This is a genomic window from Microbulbifer salipaludis (genome assembly GCF_017303155.1).
GTDB classification, from domain to species: Bacteria; Pseudomonadota; Gammaproteobacteria; order Pseudomonadales; family Cellvibrionaceae; genus Microbulbifer; species Microbulbifer salipaludis.
In genome coordinates, this window is record NZ_JAEKJR010000002.1 from 1317480 (window position 1) to 1336454 (window position 18975).

Genomic DNA, 18975 nt, shown 5'->3' on the forward strand with positions numbered 1-18975 from the left:
AAGCAGGCTTTTCTGACGTTCCGTCACTTGTGTTGTGCCCGCCCGGCAATCGCATGGGGCGAGAGCTGGGCGGGCCAATAGTTTACGGCCGATTGGGTTTTACTGCACCTCAATCAGGGATAGAGCTAGGGGCAGTTACCCTGCACATAGTAACCCGCAGCCGTTTCCGCAAGTGTGCTGGTCACAAACAGATTGTACAGACCCAGGTTGTCACCGGAGCCGACCGCGTAGGCGTAACTGCCGTCGGTGGTGGCACGGCCTGCCTGTACGTGGTTGTAGTTGTTGGCGGTGTATTCGGTGCACGCTACATCGCCGTCCGGGGTGCTGTCGCAGGCGTTGCCGATACCGTCATTGTCGTTATCCAGCTGGTCCGCATTGGCGATAGCGGGGCAGTTGTCCACGGCATCGGTTACGCCGTCGCCATCCGTATCCACTGGCTCGCCGTCCGGGGTGCTGTCACAGGCATTACCGATACCATCGTTGTCGTTGTCTGCCTGATCGGCGTTGGCGGTGTTGGGGCAGTTGTCCAGTGTGTCTTCCACACCATCTCCATCGGTGTCGGTCGTCGGCTCGCCGCCGCCAGTAGAGCAGGCTTGCACCGGGCCGGCGCAACTGCTGTCGCCATCGGCAATCCACTGGCAGTCGCTGCCGGAAGGATACTCGCGCATGGTGAACGGGCTGGTGCCAAATGCCAGGTAGCAGGCCGAGTAACCCACGCCCCAGGTGATATGGCCGGCACTGATGTGGAAGTTGTAGTCACCGGTCTGGCCTGCATCGATGGTGAAACTCACGCTGTCCTGACTGGAGAGTGGGGTGGTGTCAGTGGCGGTTACGGTGGCCGTGTTTTCGCCCCCGGGGAGGTTGCAGCCCTCGGCCGAGTAACTGTTGCCAGAGATGCTGGCGTTGACGCTACCGCTGGCAAATGCGACCACCACGGTGTCCAGGTTCTGGTTTGCGTCTACCACGGTGCCGGTGACCGTGGCGCACTGCCCGCTAACACTGGCAGCTGTGTCGCTGAGTACCGGTGCTGTTGCCGGGGGTTCCGGGCCTATGCGGGAGGTAATGCTCACCGCATCACCCTCTGCGCCTTCATTGTCGGTGGCAACGGCGCGTACTTCGTAGAGCCCGTCCGCCAGTGTGGAACTGGTTGCGGTGAAGAAGCCCGCAGCATCCACGGACGGGACACTCAGTGTTTCGACCAGCACCGGGGAGCCACCGTCGATATTGCTGACGGTGATGACGACACTTGCCACGCTACCCTCTGCATCCAGTGCATTGCCACTGATGGTGAGCAGGCCGTTGTTGTCGCTGGTCGCCAGGTTTTCGATGACAGGGCCGGTATTGCGGTCTACCCGCTGGTTGTTGGCGCTGAAGTACTGGCCAAGGTAGGCGGCGTAGTTGATGCTGTTCGGTGAAATGTAACCACCGGAGGCACCTTCGCCGCCCGACCAGGCATGATCCACATCGTTCAGCCACAGCATGGAAACCCGTCCGTCTTTCCACAGGGTTTCCTCCGCGGTCCGGCTGCTGCCCTCACTCACGGTATTGGTACCGGATAATTTTTCGACCCCGTACACCCCGGCCATGCCGTCGGAGTTCTGCTGGTTGTAGCACTGGTTGACCGTGGTGTCCGCATCGCCGTGGGCGATGGAGGCGATTTGCGTAGCAAAGTGACTTTTATAGCTACCCGCGTAGCTGTTACAGCGTGCGGTGACGTCTGCCTGCTCGCAGGGGCCCAGGGCGCCATTGGAGGAGGTGCCGATGCTCGGTCCCGCGCTGATCCCCATACCGGCAAACACATCCGGCGCCAGGCAGGCGGTGGTATTGGCAAAGGCGGCACCGGAAGACAGGCCGGCGATATACACCTGGTCCGGATCGATATTGCGGGCTGAATCGCCACTCATGGCGTTGGCCAGTGAAATCAGGTTTTTGTAATCGCCCGACGAGCGCGACTTGGTACCCTGCCAGTACGACCAGCAGCTAAATCCGGCCTTGTTCATGGCGTCCGGTACGGCGATCACCATACCGTACTGCTCCGCCGCCACTTCCAGATTCGCGGTGAGAAAGTTGTTGATCGGCTGCGAGCATCCGTGCAGCACAATCAGCAGCGCCCGGCCGTTGCCAATCCCGGAGACCGAGTCCGGCGTATATACGTGCACCGCATTAAAGCCGCCGATAGACTGGTTTTGTTGCCAGCTGCCTGCGCTGCTCATGGCAGCGGATAGCGCGCAAAATAAAAAAACAATTAGGCTAAGGACGCCCGCATTGGACGCTCGTTTATGATTCATCGCTAGTACCTTCTTTATTGGAATTATGTTCTGACTGCACAAACGATATACGCGAGCGTGAGTGAGCAAATCGCGCAGAAGACGTTTGCTCACCCAGCTTAGGCGACCATTTCGCGATGGCCACTAGACCAAGGTCGTAGAGTGGTTACAGGGCGATCCGGTCGCGGAGGGGCTGTAAGGTTTTACATGCAATGCCCTGCAGACTGATGCCAGGCACCTTGGTAGTAGCGATCAATGGTGCCGTGTTGTTTCCAGCTGAACAGGTACAGCCAGTCGTTGTCGATCAGGTTTCTCAGCATGTCATGTTTGGCGACCACCTCGGCAATGGCCTGGCGTGGCGCAGCGATGTAGACACTCAACCGCTCCGGGATGTGCATCCACTGTTCGCCGTTATGCAGAGACTGTTTGGAAAGCCCGATGCGCAGGTCTCCGCTGTTTCCTTCAAATACACCAATGTTGTTGCCTACGGCGTTGTGCAGGACTTTATTGCCACTACCAAACTTGGTGTTGTCGGTCACCGAGGCGTTGTATTGCATATTGATCCAGTTGGTGACGATCATCGGCGCCGTCATCAGCTGCTCCAGCACCTTGCGCTCATCATCTTGTTGCCAGATGTAGTCGTGCAGGAAGCAGCGCCCATCCAGGTCGATACCCCGTGTCCACGCGCGCGGTGCCATGATCAGCGCGCGGTTGCCGGCCAAACCCCATTCGGGCTGAACCTGCGACCAGTCTCTGCCGCGACGCTTGAACAGGCGGTTGCGTTTTTTATCGGACTCCAGCGCAAGGCCCCCGGGAAAGTGTCGCGCACGCTCGCTTTGCGCCGCGCTGCGGGCACTGGTCAGCCAGTGCTGGAGTTTGCCCGGCAGTGTGTCGTCAAAGCAGGTCACATCGTCGGTAGTGGTGTTGTGCAATCCAGGAATGAAGCGTGTGTTGGCGGGAATATTGAAGCCCTGATCATTCAGCTGTACGCGGATGTCCTCGCGGTTCAACAGTGTGGCCAATACCCGCACATTCACTTCACCGGACTGGCCGCCACAGGCCCCACATTCCAGCCCGGCTGCGTGCAGATTGTTGGCCGTTTCACTGGTGTGCCCGATCAACAGTACCGTCGGCGCAAAGTGTTTGATGCCGATGGTGCGCAAAGCGCCGGCGGCCAGCGCCGTGCAGTGGTCGAGGTCGAGCGGGTTGCCATTCTCGTTCAGTACCCAGTCGTGGTGGTGGCTAAGGCGATTCATGGGCTGTTCCGAGGGGGAGGGTAGCCACATGTTTTTCAGCATCTTGAAGGCATACCACCAGCCGGCGGACTCCACCATGGAGAAACCGCCAATAGGGGACTGGCTCCAGCTTTTCCACGCCGCGCCCTGCTGGTAGGGGCGGATGCGGGTCGGCGACGTTTGACGTTCGCTGACAGTAATACCCGTGGTAATCAGGCCTGGCATTTGTGGCCGCTGGACGCTTGTGTGCTCAGGCTGGTAATGGATGGGCATGCCGAAGAAGCCCGCATAGCCCAGAGTCTGGATGGTCGGGCTCTGTGACTCCAGTGCCCGGCGGACAACTTCCGAACGCACATCGATACAAAACAGCGCCTGCACCTCCACCTCTGAAGTGACCGGGGTGGTCTTGCCTTGCAGCAGCAGGGATTGCATGCGCTGTTGCTGCTTGTATTCAAATGCCTCGAAGCAAATCCACAGCAGGGTTTCATGGTCGTAATGTTGCTGGATTTTTTGCTCGAGCTGCAGGCGCTCGGTTTGCCACCGCAAGCGCACTTGCGCGGCGATGTCCGGTTGATGCTTTTCCGCGTACTGCCAGATGATCCATTCCCACGCCAGCGTGATCGCCAGCAGCCCCTGCATTTCATCGGTCGCCTGATGCCAGGATCGGTACGCGAGATAAGACGCCCAGCCGTTGATGCCAAATAGCAGAGACTGGAAATAGCACTCCGCATTGTCGGCCTCGATGCCCAGCGCGTCCGTGGCCTGCTCGATCAACGCTTCCATGGAGTCGGGGAGAGCCTGCAAGATGGGTTTCAGGCTCCGCGTACCCATGAGAATGCCGATACCGGCATCGCGATTAATTGCCAGCCGCCAGCTGCGAAACAGCGCTTCGCCTGCACTGGCATTCTCGACGCGCTCAACCGGACTGTCGGACTGAAAATAGGCCGCGCAGAACTGGCTGGCTTGATACAGCAGCTCGTCACGCCAGCACATTTGGGATTCGTCGCGGTGCTGATCGAACAGCGCGGCCAGTGTTTGCCACTGCGCCGGCCGCGCAGGCGGGTCCTCCAGGAGTGCCACACATTGCGCTGGCGACATTGCCAGTTTGCGTCGCTGAATAACCGCTTTCAGTGCCTGATCGGTGATCTCCCCTTTGCGGTAGAGCGTCAGCCAGTGCGTGTGGGGCATCACCGAGCGGATACCCGACAGGGCGGCAAGTTTGGCCGAGGTTTCGCTAAATGGCGCGTGTATCTGTTGCCAGTATGGATTGACCGCGATCATCTGATCGAGGGGCCAGCTGGGTGCCACGGATGCACAGGCACTTTTGACGGCCTGTGCAACCGGATTCGTAGAAGAGGTTCGAGAAATGAGACTGACAACGGACATTATCGGCTCCCGATAGTAGTGACGGAGGCTTTCGCGGCATTGGTTGGTGTGCTTTCACGCAGGTAGACGGGCCAGAGCTTCAGGGTTGCCCGGGTAAACCATTCATCAAGATATAAGCCCGCAAACAGTGTTTGCTTGAGTTTCTGTACCCATGACCGGTGGGCCTGCAGTTTGAGCAGCCAGGATACGGCGAACAACAGAACAAACAGGGCGGAGATCCAGAGATCCATTGCGGACAGGCCGGCTACGGGCGCGGGGAGTTCTTCCACCAGATAGGTGCCTGCAAGGGTCTTGGCAATGACATAGCTGGCGGCGAGGCCCAGCGTGACCGTGATTGCGGACATGAGCGCGGAACGAGAGGGTTGCACGGTGCCGATTGCGAGCAGCGATACCAGAGACAGGGTCAGGAGCACCCAGGGGGCGATGGGGGACTGCCAGTCGATCAGCCAGATCGCCGCGCCGGCACCGAGTGCGGTGACTAGTGCGCTCGCCAGTAGCATCTTGCCCCGTGGCAATTCCATCCCGGCAATGCTGGAGGCAACCTGCTCGCTGACGGCGCTGCCACTGTTCAGGAAGGCGAAGGCCTTGTACAGCGCGTGTGCGACGAGGTGGACCAGCGCCAGTGCGTAAAGCCCCAGTGCGCACTCGATTAACATGAGCCCCATCTGCGACGATGTAGACCAGGCGAGCCGAACTTTAACGCTGACCCGGGTGCTCATGATGAGCGCGGCAAAAATTGTGCTGAGTCCGGCACAAACGAGGATCAGCCACTGCGCGCTGGGGAACAGGGCAATCAGCGGGGCAAAAGCCAGCAGCAGGTAGCCCCCCAGGTTGATCACACCAGCATGCAGCAGGGCGCTGACCGGAGTCGGCGCCTCCACCACGTTGATCAGCCAGCCGTGAAAAGGCAGTTGCGCACACTTCAGGATGGCTGCGCTCGCCAGCAGGATTGCGGCGGCCTCAACCAGCTGGCGCTGCTGCTGCGGCAGCGTATCAATTTGTGCGAGGGAAACGAGTAGATCGTCAATGTAGGGGGTCTGGAAAACCCAGTAGAGCAGGGCAAATCCTGCGAGCATGAGCGTTTCGGACAGGCGCGCGACGAAAAACTTTTTGTGCGCACCCAGCACCGCCCGCGGTCGATCCGGGTAGAGCACCAGTAAACGGTGTAGCGACAAACTCACGCAGAGCCAGCCCAGCCAGAAGACGGCGAGATGATTGGCCATCAACGTGACGACCACGGCGGCCAATGTGAGCTTCATCCAGCGAAAAAATGCCGGGTAACATGCCTCACCCGTCATGTAGTTCCGCGAATAGCGCACGATAACGCCACCAATCAACACCACGACCGTGATTACCGCCGTGTTGATGGGTGTGAGCTTGAACAGGAGCTCTCCGGTAAGCGGCGGTTGCACCCAGAAAATCGCCAGCAGCAGTGCCAGCAGGGTTAACGATCCGACGATGGAAAGCCGAGACAACAGCCAGTTCCGTTTTGCGAAGGATGTTTTATTGCCAAAACGGGCAAGAACCAGCCAGAACAGTGGTAGCGAGATAAGTGACAGTGTGAATGGCAAAGATGACATGGCGTCCCCCTGAGTGAGTGGGCGCAAGTAGATCACCTTTGGAAAAATCTATAAAATCGAAAAAATATTAAGTTAGCTTAAATAAAATAGATGATTGCGGAATATCTTGGCTTGTTTTCGCCGATCGTTCTATTTTTGTTAAGTTGATGTTCAAAAATATGCAGTAAACATCGGTTTGGCGCGCAGCGCCGGTCAGCGTTGTGTGCGCACCTTTTCGATCAAATTCTGCACGTTTTCCGGAATCGCCTTGCTGGCCAGGGTCACTGCGTAAAAGTGTTCATAGGCATCCGGGAGGCTCTGATGGACATGCAGGGTGCCCTGGGCGATTTCATCGCGGACCACAACTTCAGGCAGCACCGAGTAGGCGCCGCTATCCCGGGCCAGCAGGCGCAGCATGGCCATATCGTCTGTTTCTGCCTTTATGCTGGGGTGGTACTGGTGCTTGGCACAGAGCACCGTAAATGCGGAACGGACTTCGCTGTTTTTGGAGGGCAAAACCCAGTGGGCATTGCGATAACTGTCGGGAAAGCTGCGCCGGCGGGGTGGCTTGGAGGAGGAAACCACCGCGATGGCCTGGCGCGAGAGCAGCTCACTGCGCCACATGGGCTCCTGTAACCCCACCTCTACATTGTGGTTGGTGAGAATCACATTGTACTGGTAGTTTTCGAGCCCGTTCAACAGATTGGGCATGGTGCTGGTGTGCAGCGAAAACGTGGTTTCTGCATCCTCCAGCAGGGGCAGGATAAAACTCTCGACAAAATTCCGCGAAAGGTTGTTCAGAACACCGATTGAGACATGTTGCCCGGTGGGTGCGAAGCCCTGTGCGATGAGCTGCTCCAGCTCCTCGCCCTTGGCGAAAATCTGATTTGCATAGTCGAGTACTTTCCGGCCCTCGCCGGTGAGCACCAGCTTCCGGCCCTGGCGCTCGAACAGGTCCACCCCCAGATTGTGCTGAAATTGCTTGAGCTGTGCAGAGATCGCCGATTGCGACAGGTGGATGTCCTTGGCTACTTGTGTGAGATTTTCTGCACACGCAACCCGCCAGAAGTAATACAGGTGGTGATAGTTGATTCTGGACATGCTGGTAGCCCGCACCTTGTGTCAAACGCGATAGTCAGAATCTTACAGCATATCCAACGGCGGGGAAGCGCTACGGCGGAAACACAAAGGGCCAGCATTGCTGGCCCTTTGTTGGATGGCAAATTCTGCGGCTTAGCCTTGTCTGGCCTTGAGGGGAGCACGCAGCTGTTCCGCCATTTTCAGCAGCAGCGCTTCCGTGGTTTCCCAATCGATGCATTTGTCGGTGACCGAAACGCCGTATTCCATCTGGCTGCGGTCGCTGCTGATTTTCTGGTTGCCGGCCTTCAGGTTGCTCTCAACCATGATGCCAATAATGGAATTGTTGCCGTCGAGAATCTGGTGAGTGACGTTGTCGACCACCAGCGGCTGCAGCTCGTGATTTTTATTGGAGTTGGCATGGCTGCAATCCACCATGATGTTGGGTACCAGTCCGGCCGCCTCCAGTTCTTTCTCACACATGGCCACACTGACGGAGTCGTAATTGGGCTTTTCGTTGCCGCCACGCAATACCACATGGCCGTACTTGTTGCCGGCGGTGTGGATAATGGCCACCTGGCCTTTTTTGTTGATTCCCAGGAAGCGGTGCGGGTTCGCGGTGGACTGAAGCGCGTTGATGGCGACTTCCAGGCTGCCGTCGGTGCCGTTCTTGAAGCCCACGGCAGAGGACAGGCCGCTGGCCATTTCCCGGTGGGTCTGGGATTCGGTGGTGCGTGCGCCGATGGCGGACCAGGAGATCAGGTCCTGCAGATACTGGGGCGAAATGGGGTCCAGTGCTTCCGTGGAGGTGGGCAGGCCCAGCTCGGCAATATCCAGCAGCAATTTGCGGCCGATGTGCAGTCCGTCTTCGATCTTGAAGGAGTCGTCTAGATGCGGGTCGTTGATCAGGCCTTTCCAGCCTACGGTGGTGCGGGGCTTTTCAAAGTACACGCGCATGACGATCAGCAGGGTATCGGACACCTTGTCGGCCAGCGTCTTGAGGCGCTTGGCATAATCAATGGCCGCGTCCACATCGTGAACGGAGCATGGGCCGATCACCACCATCAGGCGGTGGTCTTTGCGGTCCAGAATATCGCGCACCGCGGCGCGACCGGCGGCGACCGAGGCTTCGGCAACCTCGCTGACGGGCAGTTCCGATTTCAGCGCTTCCGGTGTGATCAGGACATCCTGGGAGACGACATTCAGGTCGTCGAACTGCTGCGTGGTCATGGTTGAATCACTACTTTTCAAAAATTTAATGGCTTCCGTGCCCACAGCCCTTGTGCTGCGGGGGGCTAATGCTAACCAGTGGCGGGGGAGAGGGCTAGGGTTTCATTTGAAACAGTTTTAGGTGTCACCGGTTTGTTGTTGGCGCGAAACATTTGTCCGTGGAAAAGGTGTCTCGCAGGGATGTTATTGCGCACTGGTAGTGCAATGAGGCTCGGCGGGGGATGGGCAGTTTCCTGCTTGCCCATCCCCGGGGCTGTCAAACGGGCGGTGTTTCGCGGTCAGTTGGGCAGTTCCGCCATGTGCTGCAATAGCGGGAAGTAGAGCGCACAGCGTACAGACTTTTCGCCGCGCTGGTAAAACAGCCGGCGGTAGTTTTCCAGCTGATGGCGGTATTGCTCCAGCTGGTTGGCCAAAAACGTCTCCACAGACTCGGCAGCGGCGGGTTCTGCCGTTTTGTAATCGATGATCCAGCGGCTGCCCTTTGCATCGATAAACGTACGGTCGATGATGCTGCGCCTGAGCTCGCGTCCACCACTGTGTAGTTCGAGTTCTGCGGCGCTATCAGCGTGCTTGGAATCCAGTAGCCAGCGCCCGGTTTCGCAGTCCAGCGTACGCACAATGGCCTGTTCCACTTTCTCCTGTGCCTTTTCCAGGCTCCTGCCATTCAGCCCGAGTTGGCCAAGGCGCAGTTGCCACAGCGGGCGCAATTCCTCGATGAGCTGCTGCGCGGGTGTCGCAAGGCGCGCGGGAGATTCGGTGAGCGTGGCCAGGGTTTCGTGGGCGACGGTACCCGCGTGGCGGAACCAGCGTTGTTGCACCTGTCCGAGTTCCGGCAGGTTGGCCTCTTCACTGTCATCGCGCTGGAAGTCGCCCATGCGGTAGCGGGCGAGATAGTCCTCGCGCGGGAGAGCGGACGGCTGCCAGTCCTCGGGCAGGTGCAGCAGATAGCTGTGATCCCGGTATTCCGGTTGTTGGGTCGGGGCCTCGTTCTCCAGCCAGTGGCACCAGGGGCTGTCCTGGTTGTCGCTTAGCGTCGGCCAGATACAGGCCAGCAGTGAAGCGGCGCTGGGTGCCTTGTAGTCTTCGTTTTTCTTGTCAGAGGATTTTACGCAGGCCAGCAGGTGCAGGCTGTGAATGGCGCGGGTGCAGCCTACATAAAGCAGGCGTGTGCCCTCCAGACGTTCGCGTTCACTGTTGTCGTGCTTGACGTAGCTATACAGCGGATCTTTGCCGCTGTGCGGGCTTTTCGGCGCGAGCAGGAAGCGGGTGTGGGCCTCGCTGTTGAGCCAGCTGCACCAGCGCAGCAGCTGGTCGCTGCCACCCGCACCACCGGACTTGTCCAGCCCGGGAATCAGCACATGCTCGAACTCCAGCCCCTTGGATTTGTGAATGGTCATAACCTGCACCCGCGCTTCCTGTGCCGGGCGGGCGAAGAGTTTTTCCAGCGCCTGCTCGAACGCGGGCCAGTCGGCGATACCGCCGCCGTGGTCATGCTTCTCAAGCAGCTGGAAGAAGTCGGCGGCGTTACTCAGCTCACGCCGGTCGGCAACAGTAGCGGGACCCCCGAGGGAGAGCCACAGGCCTTCTAGCCACACGCGCAGCGGCTTGCGCCCCCGTTGCTGCCAGCTTTCCTGCAACTGCGGCAGGCAGCGCTCCAGCCGTGCGCGGCCCTCGCTGCTCAGTGCCGCAAGGGCTTGCGGATTACTGAGCGTATTGATAATGGGGGTTACCCGGGGATCGCGGGGGCCCATTTCGCCCGCATCGAAATTGGCGAGTGTAAACAGGTCCGGTAATGCCAGCCCGCACCAGGGCGCGCGCAGTACGGCCAACCAGCTGGTGCGGTCGCTGGGATCCTGTAGCGCGCGCGTGAGGCTCAGGAGGTCGAGTACGACCATTTTACTGGCGAGGGGGGCCAGGTCCTGGGCCTGATAGGCGATGCCGGCGCGGGTCAGTGCGGGCAGAATCTGTTGCAGGTGTTTTTTATTGCGCACCAGTATTGCTATGCGATCTTCCGGTGCCCGGGACTGCAGGTCTTGCACAATAGCAACCGCCTGTTCGGCTTCCTGCAAGCGGTCTTCGTCGTCCACGCAACCGTAGAAGTTTACCGGTTCGTCTTCCCATACCCGGGGTTTGAAGGCCACCGAATCCAGGTAGCGCACCGCGCCGCGGCTGATATTGTCCTGAGGGGGGAACGCGCGGACAAACGTGCGGTTGACCCAGTCCACCACCGCATTGCTGGAGCGGAAGTTCACCTGCAGGTTGAGTGGCGTCAACGGCAATTCGCCGATGCCGTCATTGCGCGCATCGAGAAAAATACCCACGTTGGCATTGCGGAATCCGTAACAGGACTGCATGCCGTCGCCCACGATAAACAGGCTGCGGCCGTCGTCGGGTTCCCAGCCGGCGGTGAGTTTCTGCAGCAGTTCCAGCTGCAGCTGCGAGGTATCCTGAAACTCGTCCACCAGAATGTGGCGGATCTGTACGTCCAGTTTCAGCGCGACATCGGTGGGGGAATCACTGTCGCCCAGCGCTGCCAGTGCCGCCTGCGCCACCTCGGTAAAGTCGGTGCTCCCCAGTTGTTGAAATACCAGCTTGAGTTCCGCCACCAGCAGCGGCAGCACCCGCGCCATGGCGCGCAGTATCTGCCACTGGCTGTCGTCCATGCCGGCGGGCAGGGTGCGCACTTCGGTGATGACATTGAGTACTTCGGGCACATCCCGCATGGCTTCCAGCAGGGCAGTCATGCGTTCTTTGTACGCTTTCGCCCGCTCGGGGTCGGGAGACTTTTTGTCGGCGGTGGGGAAGCCGATGGTCTTGTTCACGGACTTGCGCAGGGTGCCCGTGCCTGTTGCCAGTAGCTCTGCCAGTGCCAGCCACTGTGTCAGGCCAGTGTCGTCGCAGGGGGGCAGCGCGCTGATACCGGCGAGGTTGCCGACAATATGCCCGGGCTTCTCTTGCTGCAGGTTGCTGCCGGCGTAATCCGCCAGCTGCAGCAGCTCGCCGGCGAAGCTGCCAAGGCAGTTCTTGAAAGCAACCAGTTGCCCGTTGATCAGCTCCTTGATCACCTGGGTGAAATAATCTTCGGCGACTTCATCGTGTACCGAGAGCAACGGCTCCAGCCATTGTTCCCGTTTCTCCAGCAGGGTTTTCAGCATATCGCTGACTTGCGGAAGGTTATTGTCCAGATGCAGTAACAGTCGGCCCAGGTCCTCGTCGAGTTCTTCCCGTTCGAGTTTTTTGAGCAGGTTGGCGATGGCCATCTCGTAGGCGATCGCCGGCTGATCCAGTGGTTCACCGGGCGCGCCGAGGCCGCTGTCGATAGGCAGCTGGCTGGCAATATTGCGGCACAGGCCGTCGATGGTCTGGATGCGCAGGCGCTGCGGGCTTTGCAGCAGGTGCCACCCCTGTTGCTGGTCGTGGGCCAGGAGGTTCCGCGCCAGTTGCCAGGTGATTTTGCCGTGGGGGTTTTCCGGTTCCGGATTGTCACGGGCATCCAGCAGTGCGTCCAGCAGGCGCTCGCGCATTTCGCCGGCGGCTTTGCGGGTGAAGGTGATGGCGAGCACTTCTTCGGGCTGCTGACAGGCGCCGAGCAGTTTCAGCAGGCGCTGGGTGAGCAGGCCGGTCTTGCCGGAGCCGGCGGGCGCCGACACCGCAAAGCTCTCGGTGATCTCGAGGGCTTGCGCGCGCTCGTGGGCATCTACGGGTACAGGCGTTGTCATGGTGTTATTGCTGTCGTTCCGGCCAGCGATTCAGTGGCCACAGGGATTTCTGGTTGTCGTTGTCTGCCGGGCGATCGAACGCGAGGATCGCGTGGCCGGTTTTGTATTCTTCCGCGAGGCCTTCCAGCGCCTGTTGCCAGTGTTGCTTGAGCTGGTCCCAGTGGATCAGATCGGGCTCTTTTTCCATTTGGCTATCCGCTACGGATTTGATGCCGTTGATGGGATGGGTGAGCTCGCCACAGCCCTGATATTTGCAACTGCCATTTTTCACCGCGCCGAAGGCGACGGCTTTGGCCTGCGGGTGGAACAGGGCGTAGAGCGGCAGCTGGGGCTCTCGTACACGCTCCTGCAGCCAGTCGCTCACGGAGGTCTGCCCGGTTTTGTAGTCGATCACCAGTTGCTCGCCGTCAACGAGGCTGTCCAGACGATCCAGGCGCAGGGTAAACGTGAGGCCCTGCAGGGTCACCGTGAGGGCGGTCTCCACCTGTTCCACGGTAAAAACCGGCCGCTCCTGTTCGAGGGGCAGCCACTGCTCAAAAATATCCTGCAGGCGGACCTGCTCCAGCTCCCAGAACTTGGGCGGCAGTTCCGGGTGCTTGCGGTTCAGGCGAGCGATGGCGGTGTCGATACTGGATCGGATCTGCAGCGCCAGCTGCTCCGGCGTCATGGCCGCGAGCTGCTGTGAACTTTTACACTGAATCCAGAAGGCGGCGAGCATTTCGTGGATCAGGTTGCCGCGCTCAGCAGCGCTCAGCCCGAGCCCGGGTTCCGCGTATTCCTCGGCACCCAGTCGATAGCGCAACTGGGCGTTCAGCGGGCAGAGTGCCTGGGCCTTGAGCACCCCGGCACCGCCGCGCACCTGGGCGCAGTCTTCCGCGCTCAGGGGAGGCAGGGCGGCATCCGGCATTTTTGCCAGCGCGGGAGCCCCTTCGAGAGTCTGGTAGTGGGCAGCGAGTGAATCCTGCGCGAAGGATTCTGCCGGTTGTGGAGACCCGAACAGGGCGCTGAGCGATTGGCCCACGCCGTCTTCCTCGCAGGCGTAGCTGACCACGATATCGTCACTGCCGTTGAGCAGGTCGGCGGTCAGCTGCTGGGCAAGTTCCAACTCGCGCTCGGCACTGGCGCGCGGCATTTTCCATTCTTTCTGCCAGAGGACCGGCAGCATCGGGTTGGGAGAGGGGGGCGGCGGCCACTGCTGCTGGCCGAAGCCCACCAGCCGCAAATGATCGAACGCGAGACCGCCGGCTTCGAGAACGCCGAGAATCTGCAGCGGACCATCGCGGGTTTCTGCCTGGAAGGGCGTGCGGCTGGCAATTTGCCGCAACAGTTGCAGCGCTTTGCTGAGCGGCTGGGCTCCGCCGAATTCGGTAAGGCCGGCGAAATTTTCCAGCGCCTGTTCCCACAGCATCAGCTGCTGGTACTCCTGGCTGTTGGGGTTGCGGTTTCCCGGCCACTGCAGGCGGGTGAGAAGTTCAGAAAACCGCTGTGCCCACACTTCGGCGGGGGCGCGCTGCCAGCGGCGGGCCCACTCCCCCAGCTGGTTCAGCTGGGCCGGCAGCAGGCTCTCTGGGGCCAGTTCAGCGGCGAGCTTTTCTGCCCAGGTGCGCAGCACATTGCCCGGTATCTCGCGCAGCTCCAGTTTCTGCAGTCGCCGGAACAGGGTGCTGCGCAGATGCAGTTCTACGGGGTCTTGCGCACCCCAGAATGGTGAGAACAAAAGGTTGCGCAGCGCGCTGTAATCAAAAGTGTCGCGCAGGGTTTCCAGCAGCTGCAGGGTGGCTGCGCCGACCGGTGTTTTTGCCAGTGGTGTACCGGCAGAAAAGTTGAACGGCAGGGTGTAGGCGGGTTGCGCGGGATCGAGCCACTGGGGCTCAAGCACGCGGGCAAACACCCGCTCCACCAGCGGGCGACACTGGCCGAGATTGTTGACCACGACCCCGATACTGCTGTCCGGATTCTGGCGCAACTTTTCCGCGGACCAGCGGGCGGCCTGCACCAGTTCTTCTTCCAGGTTGTGGCACTGCGCCACCCGCACGCTGGCATCGGTGTTGTCGGGGATCGGGAAATTCTGCCGCGTGTCACTGGCGCGCTGGAAGAGCTGCTCCACCAGCGGTGAGTGCTGGACGAATCCGGCGAGAGAAATCTGCGGCAGTTTCGGCAGCTGATTCTCCGCGAAGGCGCGGCTGATCCGCTGGTCCCGTTGATCCGGCGTAATGGCATTGCGCTGCTGCAACTGCTGGTGAAACAGCGGCAGTACCTTGAACAGCGCGTAATCATCCGGCAACAGCCCGGTCTTTTCCCAGTGCGGTGCCAGTGCCGATTCGATTGCGTCGAGCGTATCGATGCGTTGCCACTGGATCAGCTGGGCGAGGGCGGTATCGCAGTTGGCCGCCAGTTGCTGGGTGTTGATCAGCCCCTTGTCGAGGGTCTGCTCCACACACTGCTGCCACAGCAGTTGGCGCTGTTCCTTATTGAGCACCCGGCACATGGCGGGCGGCCACTGCATTTGCTGCAGTTGAAACCAGAGTTTGTCGAGCCAGCCTTGCAGCGACTCGACGGCGGGCGGTGCCCAGTTTTTACTGGCCTGCTGGCCGATACCGTACACCTGCTGGCAGCGGTTGCGCAGGCGGTTGGTCGGAGTGAGCAGCAGGCCACCTTCGGGCAGCTGATCCAGGATCTGCAGCAGGGGGAATGCGGGTTGCAGCATGAAAAACGCTTATTGATTTATCGAATTTGAGGTTGCCGCGGGTGCGCGGACTTACAGTCTAACCGGGATGGCGGTAGCGCGGTATTCCGGGGCGAACTCGGCGAAGGCGCGCAGCATGGCGCTCTGGTTGTCGGCGCTGGTAGTGAGCAGCAGGCTGGGCGCCGGTGTTTCCGGCAGGGGAATGTTGAGTTCCTCCAGCCACCAGCGCACGCGCCGGGCGATGGCGTCCCCGGAATCCAGCCAGGTCAGGGGGCGCGGCGCGGCCGCGGCGAGTTCATCCCGGAGCAGGGGAAAGTGGGTACAGGCGAGTACCGCGGTGTCGACGGTGTCGCCATCCGGCCCGGCAAAGATGCGCTCGATCACGGGCGCCAGGTCGGCCGCCGCAATCGGCTCGCCGCGCAGCTTGGCCTCGGCCAGGGCCACGAGTTCCGGTGCGGGTACATTGATGACCCGGTTGCTGGGGGCAAATTCCTCGATCAGTTCGCGGGTGTAGTGGCGGTTGACCGTGCCCTCGGTCGCAATGAGGGCAATGGTGCCGGAGCGGCTGGCGGCAGCGGCGGGCTTGATCGCGGGCACAACGCCCACCACAGGCTGCGCCAGAACGTCGCGCAGGGAGGGCAGGGCCAGGGTGCTGGCGGTATTGCAGCCCACCACGAGGATGTCCGCGTTGCAGGCGGCCATCATATGGCTGGCGACCTCGACGATGCGCGGCCGAAGCACTTCTTCTGACTTGTTGCCGTAGGGGTAGAACGCATTGTCGATCCCGAAATGCAGGGTCAGGCCGGGTATCTGGCGACGGATCTCCCGCGCGATACTGATGGCGCCGACGCCGGAATCGAATATCAATGCACTGGGCGCCTTGTTAGAATGGCCGCTTCCTTTAGGCATGTAAAAACCTGTCTCCCGATACGGACTGCTGGCCGGCAAGAATACCTCAGCCGGTGCCCTGTAATAAGTTTAAGTGATTTTCTATGACCTGGTTTCCCCTGCAACTCTCCCTCGAACAGGCCATTCTCGCCGGTGTGGCCGTGCTGGTACTGGTGTTGCTGGTGTTCTGGGCGGGCAGGTCCCGTCTGCTCAGTCAGCTGCATCAGTTGCGCAGTGAGCAGCAGGTGCTGGCCGCCCAACACGTGGCGGGCCGTGAGCGCGAGACCCAGCAGGGCTTGGAAATCCAGCAACTGCGAGACGAGCTGGCGAGCAAATCCCAGCAACTGGCGCGCTACCAGGTACTGGTGGAGAGAAGCGAGGTGGCGCTGGCGGAACAGAAACAGCAGCTGGAGCAGACCCGCGCATCCATGACCCAGCAGTTCGAAAACCTGGCGAACCGCATTTTCGAAGAAAAGCAGCAGATGTTCGTGCGCCGCAGTGAAGACAGCCTGCGCAAGAGCCTCGACCCGCTGGAGCGCCAGCTGGGTGACTTCCGCAAGCGGGTGGAGCATGTCTACGACCGTGAGAACGCCGAGCGCAACAGCCTGCTGGGCCAGATCAAGGCGCTGCGGGAGCAGACCCAGCGCATCAGCGACGAGGCCCTGAACCTGACCTCCGCACTCAAGGGCGACCGCAAGATCCAGGGCAACTGGGGCGAAGTGGTGCTGGAGCGCCTGCTGGAGGAATCCGGCCTGCAGAAAGGGCGCGAATACGAAACCCAGGTTTCCCTGAAAGACAGTACCGCCGATGGCCGCCGTCGCCAGCCCGACGTGATTGTGCGCCTGCCGGAAAACAAGGACCTGATCATCGATTCCAAGGTCTCCCTGGTGGATTACGAGCGCTACGCGTCTGCAGAAACCGACGAGGAGCGGAGTCAGGCGCTCAAGCAGCACGTCAACTCCCTGCGCGCGCACATTACCGGCCTGAACAAGAAGGCCTATGAACAGCTCGAAGGTGTGCGCACCCTCGATTTTGTTTTTATCTTCGTGCCCATTGAGGCGGCCTACATGCTGGCCATGCAGGCCGACCCGGAAATGTTCCGCTTTGCCTACGAGCGCCAGATCGTGTTGGTGAGCCCCACCAGCCTGATGGCCACCCTGCGCACGGTAGAGAACATCTGGCGTTACGAGAAACAAAACAAGAATGCGGAAAAAATTGCCGACGAGGCGGGCAAACTGCACGACCAGTTTGCGCTGGTGCTCGAGTCCCTCGACAACCTGGGCGGACGTATCCGCCAGGCCGACGAGGCGTTCCAGGAAACTTACAAGCGGCTGGCCACGGGCCGCGGCAACGCGGTGAAGCGTATCGATAGCCTGCGCAAGCTGGGGGCCAAGACCCGCAAGCAGATTGCCGCTGACCTGCGAGAGAAAGCGGAGGACAGCCACAAGCTGCCAGCCCCGCAGCCAGAACCAGCGGAAGATTCCGCCGTTGTGGAAACGGAAGCGGAATAACCCTTGGATACCATCGCCACAACCTTCTCCTTTGCGCTTTCCGTCACCGCGCCGATTTTTCTGACATTGCTGGTGGGTTACGGGCTGGCGCGGGTGAAGCTGCTGAGTGAATCCTTTGTCGATGACGCCTCCAGGCTGGTGTTTCTGGTAACGCTGCCGGCGCTATTGTTTTTTAATATTTTCGGCTCGGATGCCCGCCTCGGCGATGAGTGGCCCCTGTTGCTGGCAGGGTTGATCGGCACCGTATTAACGGTGCCGTTGGCGTGGCTTGCGGCGCGCTCGCTGGCGCACGGCGACCGCAGCGCGTTTATCCAGGGCGCCTTTCGTGGCAACCTCGGGATTATCGGCCTGGCTTGGGCGGCAAATGCCTACGGTGCTTCTGGTCTGGCGCAGGCAGCGTTGTTGATGGCCGTGATCACCATCTTCTACAACATCGCCGCGGTGGCCTTGTTTGCGGTGTACAGCCAGAAAGCGAAGTTCAGCTGGATAAAACTGGGCAAGGATATTCTGCGCAACCCGCTCATTGTGGCCATTGTGCTGGCCCTGCTGGCAAAGTCTGTGGGGCTCAGGTTGCCCGAGATGATTGTGCAGACCGGTGATTATCTTGCGTCTGTCACCTTGCCGCTGGCGCTGTTGTGCATTGGCGCGAGCCTGGATTTGAGCATGTTGCGGCGCAGTTCGTTCGGCGCGTTTGCGGCCAGTGGATTCAAGTTGCTGGTGGTCCCGGTGATACTGGTGGGTGTCGGCTTATTGTTTGGCCTGCACGGACAGGGTCTGGCGATCCTGTTTCTGCTCGCGGCCGCGCCTACTGCTTCGGCGTCTTTTATTATGGCCCGCGCGCTCGGCGGCAATAGCCAGCTGGCGGCGAATATTATTGCGATCAGTACATTATTTTCTGTGGTTACCGCGAGCCTCGGGCTTGCGCTTTTGAAGGTATATCTCCCATGACTGAAGTACCTGTATGGATACTGGTAATTGCCGGCTTGATCATTTTCGGTTTGTCGGCGGTGGCTACCTATTACTGTCTGGAATTGCGCAAGGCGCGTAAACGCCAGACCCAACAGCTGCAGGAGATTGAAGCCGCCGCAGAGGCGCAGCGCGACCGGGTCAATACCAGCATCCAGATTATCGCCAAAACGCTGCTCGACGAGGGGGTGGGTCTGACGGAGGCATCGCTGCGTATCCGGGTTTTACTGGATTCCTTGCAAGTGGAGCCAGCGGTGAAAGAGGAGTTTGTGGCGTTTTATCAGGTGTCTGACCAGACCAGCCACATCCCGATTCTGGAAGACTGGAAGAAGCTTTCCCGCAAGGAAAAATTTGCTTTTGAGAAAGAGATGGCGCGGGTGGAATCCGAGTACCGCGATTTCGCACTGGACGCGGCCAAGCGTATTCTTGGCCGCAATTTCTAATACCCGAC

The 18975-nt window shown here is 60.2% G+C and carries 11 protein-coding genes; 3 read left to right on the top strand and 8 right to left on the bottom strand.

What is annotated here, in order from left to right; all coding sequences use genetic code 11:
• Positions 1-125 precede the first annotated feature (125 nt).
• The 8 genes from JF535_RS11250 to murI form a co-directional block, all read right to left on the bottom strand.
• A complete protein-coding gene (locus JF535_RS11250) occupies positions 126-2213 on the bottom strand; it encodes an extracellular catalytic domain type 1 short-chain-length polyhydroxyalkanoate depolymerase (protein ID WP_242523800.1) in 2088 nt (695 codons plus the stop codon).
• Between the two features lie 257 nt (positions 2214-2470).
• Positions 2471-4888, bottom strand: a complete 2418-nt coding sequence (locus JF535_RS11255) for a YbcC family protein (protein WP_207002126.1) — start codon at positions 4886-4888, stop codon at positions 2471-2473.
• Complete coding sequence (locus tag JF535_RS11260; RefSeq protein WP_207002129.1) at positions 4888-6468, bottom strand: NADH-quinone oxidoreductase subunit L; 1581 nt, start codon at positions 6466-6468, stop codon at positions 4888-4890. The genes JF535_RS11255 and JF535_RS11260 overlap by 1 nt, the downstream gene beginning before the upstream one ends.
• Before the next feature lie 192 nt (positions 6469-6660).
• Entirely contained in the window at positions 6661-7548 is an 888-nt protein-coding gene (locus JF535_RS11265; RefSeq protein WP_207002131.1) for a LysR family transcriptional regulator, read from the bottom strand.
• A 132-nt stretch (positions 7549-7680) separates the two neighbouring features.
• Positions 7681-8754: a 3-deoxy-7-phosphoheptulonate synthase gene (locus tag JF535_RS11270; protein ID WP_207002133.1), complete on the bottom strand. Its 1074-nt coding sequence runs from the start codon at positions 8752-8754 to the stop codon at positions 7681-7683.
• Between the two features lie 278 nt (positions 8755-9032).
• Positions 9033-12473, bottom strand: a complete 3441-nt coding sequence (locus tag JF535_RS11275; protein ID WP_207002134.1) for a UvrD-helicase domain-containing protein — start codon at positions 12471-12473, stop codon at positions 9033-9035.
• A gap of 4 nt (positions 12474-12477) precedes the next feature.
• Complete coding sequence (locus tag JF535_RS11280) at positions 12478-15180, bottom strand: PD-(D/E)XK nuclease family protein (RefSeq protein WP_207002136.1); 2703 nt, start codon at positions 15178-15180, stop codon at positions 12478-12480.
• A 51-nt stretch (positions 15181-15231) separates the two neighbouring features.
• Entirely contained in the window at positions 15232-16068 is an 837-nt protein-coding gene (gene murI / locus JF535_RS11285; RefSeq protein WP_207002138.1) for a glutamate racemase, read from the bottom strand.
• Positions 16069-16151: 83 nt separating this feature from the next.
• On the opposite strand from murI, the gene JF535_RS11290 reads away from it, so the two are divergent.
• The 3 genes from JF535_RS11290 to JF535_RS11300 are packed head-to-tail and all read left to right on the top strand — an operon-like array spanning position 16152 to position 18967.
• A complete protein-coding gene (locus JF535_RS11290) occupies positions 16152-17558 on the top strand; it encodes a DNA recombination protein RmuC (RefSeq protein ID WP_207002140.1) in 1407 nt (468 codons plus the stop codon).
• Between the two features lie 3 nt (positions 17559-17561).
• Positions 17562-18506, top strand: coding sequence for an AEC family transporter (locus tag JF535_RS11295; RefSeq protein ID WP_207002142.1), 945 nt, complete (start codon positions 17562-17564; stop codon positions 18504-18506).
• Positions 18503-18967 (top strand): DUF2489 domain-containing protein, encoded by a 465-nt coding sequence (locus tag JF535_RS11300; protein ID WP_207002144.1) that lies wholly within the window; start codon positions 18503-18505, stop codon positions 18965-18967. Before JF535_RS11295 ends, JF535_RS11300 begins: the two co-directional genes overlap by 4 nt.
• Positions 18968-18975 lie beyond the last annotated feature (8 nt).

Coding starts and splice junctions, on each gene's coding strand:
- JF535_RS11250 (WP_242523800.1), bottom strand. CDS start 2,213: ATGAGCAGCGCAGGCAGCTGGCAACAAAACCAGTCTATCGGCGGCTTT.
- JF535_RS11255 (WP_207002126.1), bottom strand. CDS start 4,888: ATGTCCGTTGTCAGTCTCATTTCTCGAACCTCTTCTACGAATCCGGTT.
- JF535_RS11260 (WP_207002129.1), bottom strand. CDS start 6,468: ATGTCATCTTTGCCATTCACACTGTCACTTATCTCGCTACCACTGTTC.
- JF535_RS11265 (WP_207002131.1), bottom strand. CDS start 7,548: ATGTCCAGAATCAACTATCACCACCTGTATTACTTCTGGCGGGTTGCG.
- JF535_RS11270 (WP_207002133.1), bottom strand. CDS start 8,754: ATGACCACGCAGCAGTTCGACGACCTGAATGTCGTCTCCCAGGATGTC.
- JF535_RS11275 (WP_207002134.1), bottom strand. CDS start 12,473: ATGACAACGCCTGTACCCGTAGATGCCCACGAGCGCGCGCAAGCCCTC.
- JF535_RS11280 (WP_207002136.1), bottom strand. CDS start 15,180: ATGCTGCAACCCGCATTCCCCCTGCTGCAGATCCTGGATCAGCTGCCC.
- murI (WP_207002138.1), bottom strand. CDS start 16,068: ATGCCTAAAGGAAGCGGCCATTCTAACAAGGCGCCCAGTGCATTGATA.
- JF535_RS11290 (WP_207002140.1), top strand. CDS start 16,152: ATGACCTGGTTTCCCCTGCAACTCTCCCTCGAACAGGCCATTCTCGCC.
- JF535_RS11300 (WP_207002144.1), top strand. CDS start 18,503: ATGACTGAAGTACCTGTATGGATACTGGTAATTGCCGGCTTGATCATT.